This is a genomic window from Phaeospirillum tilakii (assembly GCF_042683125.1).
GTDB lineage: Bacteria > Pseudomonadota > Alphaproteobacteria > Rhodospirillales > Magnetospirillaceae > Phaeospirillum > Phaeospirillum tilakii.
This window is the reverse complement of record NZ_JBHUIY010000074.1, coordinates 1-5,529: the sequence shown is the minus strand read 5'-3', so window position 1 is coordinate 5,529 and position 5,529 is coordinate 1. Positions and strand designations below refer to the sequence as shown.

6 protein-coding genes are annotated in these 5,529 nt (G+C 68.8%); all 6 read right to left on the bottom strand.

The annotated features are described in order from the left end of the window. Positions 1–920: P-type conjugative transfer protein TrbL (gene trbL, locus ACFSNB_RS18345; protein WP_377319225.1), on the bottom strand; the 920-nt coding region annotated here is incomplete at its 3' end. 19 nt (positions 921–939) lie between these two features. Further along, positions 940–1,641: a P-type conjugative transfer protein TrbJ gene (gene trbJ / locus ACFSNB_RS18340; RefSeq protein WP_377319223.1), complete on the bottom strand. Its 702-nt coding sequence runs from the start codon at positions 1,639–1,641 to the stop codon at positions 940–942. Positions 1,642–1,748: 107 nt separating this feature from the next. Next, complete coding sequence (trbE, locus tag ACFSNB_RS18335) at positions 1,749–4,160, bottom strand: conjugal transfer protein TrbE (RefSeq protein ID WP_377319221.1); 2,412 nt, start codon at positions 4,158–4,160, stop codon at positions 1,749–1,751. Continuing rightward, complete coding sequence (locus tag ACFSNB_RS18330; RefSeq protein WP_041795083.1) at positions 4,154–4,411, bottom strand: VirB3 family type IV secretion system protein; 258 nt, start codon at positions 4,409–4,411, stop codon at positions 4,154–4,156. The genes trbE and ACFSNB_RS18330 overlap by 7 nt, the downstream gene beginning before the upstream one ends. Beyond that, positions 4,408–4,704, bottom strand: a complete 297-nt coding sequence (locus ACFSNB_RS18325) for a TrbC/VirB2 family type IV secretion system protein (protein ID WP_377319219.1) — start codon at positions 4,702–4,704, stop codon at positions 4,408–4,410. The genes ACFSNB_RS18330 and ACFSNB_RS18325 overlap by 4 nt, the downstream gene beginning before the upstream one ends. Positions 4,705–4,719: 15 nt before the next feature. Then, positions 4,720–5,529 (bottom strand): P-type conjugative transfer ATPase TrbB (trbB, locus tag ACFSNB_RS18320; protein WP_377319217.1); only part of this gene is annotated, 810 nt, incomplete at its 5' end.

Here is a 5,529-nt window from a genome sequence, read left to right as displayed (position 1 = left end):
ATCGCGGCGAGACCGCCCGCCCGGGCCAGACCGGCCGCGCCGACGGCGGCCCCGCCGACCAGCACCGCCGCCCCCGCTGCCGCGCCGACGGTGCCAATCGTGGCCCCGGCGCCGAGCTGGGGCGCGCCTGACACCAACCCGGCGGCAATGCCGGGGCCGAAGATGCCGAGTCCCAACAGCGCCATCGCCGCCAGCACCAGCGACATCGCCTGGGCGACGGTCGGATCGGCTCCGTTGAGGGCGGCGGTGAACTGGTCGAAGAAGCCCGAGCCGATGCCGACGATCAGCGCCAGCACCATCACCTTGACCCCCGACGCGATGACGTTGCCCAGCACCCGCTCGGCCAGAAAGGCGGTCTTGCCCCACAGCGCGAACGGCACCAGCACGAAGCCGGCCAGCGCGGTCAGCTTGAATTCGAGGATGGTGATGAACAGCTGCACCGCCAGGATGAAGAAGGCGAGGATCACCACCAGCCAGGCGAACAGCAGCACGGCGATGGTGAGGAAATGGTCGAAGAAGCTGGTGAAGCCCATCAGGCTGCCGACCTGCTGCAACAGCGGCCACGCCGCCTGATAGCCGATCCCGGCCAGCCGCCCCGGCTTCAGCAAGTCGGCGCTGTCGAGCGCGCCGCCACCGGCCTTCAGCCCGAGCCCGGCGAAGGACCGGAACACCACGTCGGCGAGGTCGGCGAAATGGTTGAGCAGGAAGGCGAACAGGCCGACATAGAGGATCTTGCGCAGCAGCCGGTGCAGGATCTCGCTCTCGGCCTCCATCGACCAGAACAGCCCGGCCAGGGCGATGTCGAGGCCGATCAGGATGGTGGTCAGCGAGGCTACGTCGCCCGACAGCAGGCCGAAACCGCGGTCGATCGCCCGGGTGAAGCTGGTGAGAAAGCCGTCGATCACCGACAGGTCGTCCATCGCCCTGCCCTCCGCCGCCTCAGCGGCCCGAATAGGCGGTCCCCGAGCCGAGGAACCGCGCCGTCGCCGCCTGCCCGGCCGCTTCCGACTGGGCCTTGCGGGCCTGCTCGAGCGCCTCGGCGCGGTACTGCGCCGCCATCAGGGTCTGGATCTGCATCTGCTGCTTGGCGGAGAGCGCGATCAGCTGATTGGCCGCCTGCTGGGCCTGCAGACTCCCGGCCGCGCCCTGGCTGGCATTGACCAGATCGGCCAGGGTCGCGGTGTCGGCCTGGACGTTCTGATTGACCTGGGACTGGATCAGCATGGTCTGGCGATAGGCGCTCATCGCGCTCTGCCAGCGGGTCTTCGCCGCCGCCAGCGACTGGTCGCTGGTCAGCGCCGCACCGTATTGCGACGGGAATTGCCGCTGGAACGCGCTGTCGGTCGCGTCGAGGGTGAAGGCGATGCCATCGGCCTGATTCATCAGCCCGTTGATCCGCGACAGCGCCGTCGTCATCTGCCCCAGCGACGAACTGTCGAGCGATCGCAGATTGCGGTTCATCGTCTCGAGCATCGCCGCCTCGTTCTGCAGCGAGCGGATCTGGTTGTTGATCTGCTCCATCGCCCGCGCCGCCTGCAGGACGTTCTCGGCGAAGTTCGACGCGTCGAACACCGCCCATTGCGCCCGTGCTGGGGCGCCGAGCAACAAGAGCACGGCGACAAAGACATGGGCTCTGCCCATGACCCGCTGGGGCCTGGAGGCCCCAGACCCCCAAAAGGAGTTGGGTCCGGGAAGCTCCGCTTCCCGGTCGGGGTGTGGGGCGGAAGCCCCACCAAACAGACGGAAGGTCATGGGAGGTACTCCCGGATCAGATCGACTGCCCAGGGCAGCCCCTTGGCGGCGAGCCAGGATTCAAGGAACGAGTCCGGCGCGGCCGACAGACGGTCGATCAATTTCTGGTCGTCAGGGGACGAGGCACCGCACAGCGCCAGCGCGACCGGGCCGAGGGCGAGGTCGAACAGCCGGTTGCCGCGCCGCGATTGCAGGTAATAGTGCCGCTTGGGCGTGGCCTGGGCGATCAGCTCGATCTGGCGGTCGTTGAGGCCGAAGCGGGCATAGGCGGCGCGGCTCTGCGGCTCGATCGCCCGGTCGTTGGGCAGGAACAGCCGCTGCGGGCAGGATTCGATGATCGCCGGGGCGATCGTGCTGTCGGCGATGTCGGCCAGCGACTGGGTGGCGAAGATCACCGCGACATTCTTCTTGCGCAGCACCTTCAGCCACTCGCGGATTCGCGCCGCGAACAGCGGATGGTCGAGAAACACCCAGGCCTCGTCGAGGATCAGCAGACTGGGCTTTCCGTCGAACCGTTCCTCCAGGCGATGGAACAGATAGGTCAGCACCGGCAGCACCAGCCCGGGCTGGTGCATCAGCTCCTCGGTCTCGAAGCACTGGACGTCGGCCAATTCCAGCCGATCGTCAGCGGCGTCGAGCAGACGCCCGAACGGACCGTCGAGGGTGTAGGGCAGCAGCGCCGCCTTCAGCGCGTTCGATTGCACCAGCATCGAGAAGCCGGTGAGCGTCCGTTCCTCGGGGGGCGCCGAAGCGAGGCTGGCCAGCGCCGACCACAGCGTTTCCTTGATCTCCGGGGTGACCGTCACCCGCTCATGGGCCAGCAGGCCGGCGATCCACTCGACTGCCCACGACCGCTCCGCCTCGAGGTCGATCCGCCGCAACGGCTGGAACGCCAGCCCGCCACCGGCGCCGAGAGCATGATGGGCCCCGCCCATGGCGAGGGTCGCGGCACGGGCCGAGTTGCCCTTGTCGAACAGGGTTACCCGCGCCCCCGGATAGCGGCGGAACTGCAGCGCCAGCAGAGCGAGCAGCACCGACTTGCCGGCCCCGGTCGGGCCGACGATCAGCAGGTGGCCGACATCGCCGACATGGGTGGAGAGGCGGAACGGGGTGGCCCCCGAAGTCTCGGCGATCAGCAGCGGCGGGCCGTCGAGATGGGCGTTGCGCGCCGGTCCGGCCCACACCGAGGACAGCGGGATCAGATGGGCGAGGTTGAGGGTATGGACCAGCGGCTGGCGGACATTGGCGTAGACGTGGCCGGGCAGCGAACCGAGCCAGGCTTCGACCGCGTTGACGCTCTCGCGGATCACGGTGAAACCGAGTCCGGTGACGACCCGCTCGATGGCGCGCAGTTTCTCGTCGGCGCGCGGACGGTCCAGATCCATCACCGCCAGGGTGGTGGTGAGATGACCGAAGGCGACATGGTCGCCGCCCAGCGCCTGCAGCGCCAGATCGGCATCGGCGACCTTGTTGTCGGCATCGGAATCGACCAGCACCGACGGTTCCTGGGTCAGCACCTCGCGCAGCAGGGCGAGGATCGATTTACGTTTGGCGAACCAGTGCCGCCGCAGCCGGGTCAGATCCTTGGTCGCCCGCACCTTGTCCAAAGCGATGAAGCGGGTGACCCAGCGATAGGGGAAATCGAGATGGTTGAGGGCGTCGAGCAGCCCGGGCCGGGTCATATTGGGGAAGCCCAGGATGGTCAGGATCCGCAGATGGTTTTCGCCCAACCGGGGCTCGAGTCCGCCGGTCAGCGGGGTATCGACCAGCACCGCGTCGAGATAGAGCGGGGTTTCCGGCACCCGGACCGGATGGCGCCGGGTTGAAATCGTGCCGTGCAGGTAGGTCAGGGTCTCGCCATCGTCGAGGCCGCGCGCCTCCGGCATGAAGCCGGCCAGCAGATCGAGTACCCGGTCGGTCTCGGCCTGGAACGCCGCCAGTTCCTGGCGCCAGTCGCGGCCGTCGGCCCTGGTCCGGTCGCGCTCCAGCAACGCCGCCTCGGCCTGGGCGACCGAATCCGGCGGCGGCAGATAGAGCAGGGTCAGGTGATAGACGCTCTCGAAATGGCTGCCGATGCGACCGAGGAAAGCGGCCCGGCGTTCCTGCTCGACCAGCCAGGAGGCGGGATCGGGGAAGGACGAATCGGGATAATCCTGGGCGGGGATCCGCTCGGCCTCGAAGAACAGCGCCCAGCCCGAGCCGAACCGGCGCAACACATTGTTGGCGCGGGCGCAGGTGGCGACCAGTTCGGCCTCGGTGGCGCTGTCGAGATCGGGACCACGGAAGCGGAGGGTGCGCTGGAAGCTGCCGTCCTTGTTGAGCACGATGCCGGGGGCGACCAACGCCGCCCAGGGCAGGTGATCGGCCAGCCGATCGGCACGGCGGCGGTATTCGGCGAGGTTCAGCATGACAGCTCCCCCTTCTGCCGCAGATGCCGGGCCAGCACCGAGGCGAAGTCGGGATCGCGCTTGGCGGCGAACACCGCGACGGAATGGCCGACCAGCCACAGCACGATCCCGGCGCTCCACATCTGCAGGCCGAGACCGAGAGCGGCGGCGACGGTGCCGTTGACGATCGCCAGGGTGCGCGGCGCGCCGCCGAGCAGGATCGGCTCGGTCAGCGCCCGGTGCAGCGGCACCTCGAAGCCGTCGATGCTCATGACACCAGCGCTCCGCCGCCGAAGCTGAAGAAGGACAGGAAGAAGCTCGAGGCGGCGAAGGCGATCGACAGGCCGAACACGATCTGGATCAGCCGGCGGAACCCGCCCGAGGTCTCGCCGAAGGCCAGGGTCAGGCCGGTGGTGATGATGATGATCACCGCGATGATCTTGGCGACCGGCCCCTGGACGGATTCGAGCACCTGCTGCAGCGGCTGCTCCCACGGCATCCCCGCCCCGGCGGCAAAGGCCGAGGTGGAAACCAGCAGGGTGGTGGCGAAGGCGAGAGAACGCATGATGAGTCTCCTCGGTTAGATGTCTCGCGGGCTGCCGCCCGTCCCCACCTGGGGCACGGCCCCAGACCCGGTTTCGGAAAAAGGAAGGGGTTCGGGGAACACGTCCCCGAGCGGGACCGGGCGGTAGCCCGGCCTCTCCCTGACCGCGTAATCGCCGTTGCCGTCGAGCCCGGTGACCTCGGCGATGGTCTCGATCCGGCGGCCGGTGCCGCGCCCGGTGATGAACACCACCAGATCGACCGCCTCGGCGATCAGCCGGCGCGGCACGGTGACCACACCCTCCTGGATCAACTGTTCGAGGCGGTAGAGGGCGGCGCGGGCGGAATTGGCGTGGATCGTGGCGATGCCGCCGGGATGGCCGGTGTTCCAGGCTTTCAGCAGGTCGAGCGCCTCGGCGCCGCGCACCTCGCCGACGATGATCCGGTCGGGCCGCAGCCGCAGCGTCGAGCGGACCAGATCGGCCAGACTCACCACCCCGGCCCGGGTGCGCAGCGCAACGCAATCGGGCGCGGCGCATTGCAGTTCACGGGTGTCCTCGATCAGGATCACCCGCTCGTCGAGTCCGGCCATCTCGGCCAGCAGGGCGTTGGCCAGGGTGGTCTTGCCCGACGAGGTGCCGCCGACCACCAGGATGTTGCGCCGCTCGCGCACCGCACGGCGCAGCGTCTCGGCCTGGAGCGGCAGCATGATCCGGTCGGTGACATAATCGCTGAGGGTGTGGATCCGCACCGCCGGCTTGCGGATCGCGAAGCACGGGCCCAACGCGACCGGCGGCAACAGGCCTTCGAACCGTTCTCCGCTGGCGCCGTCATCGCGAGCGGGCAG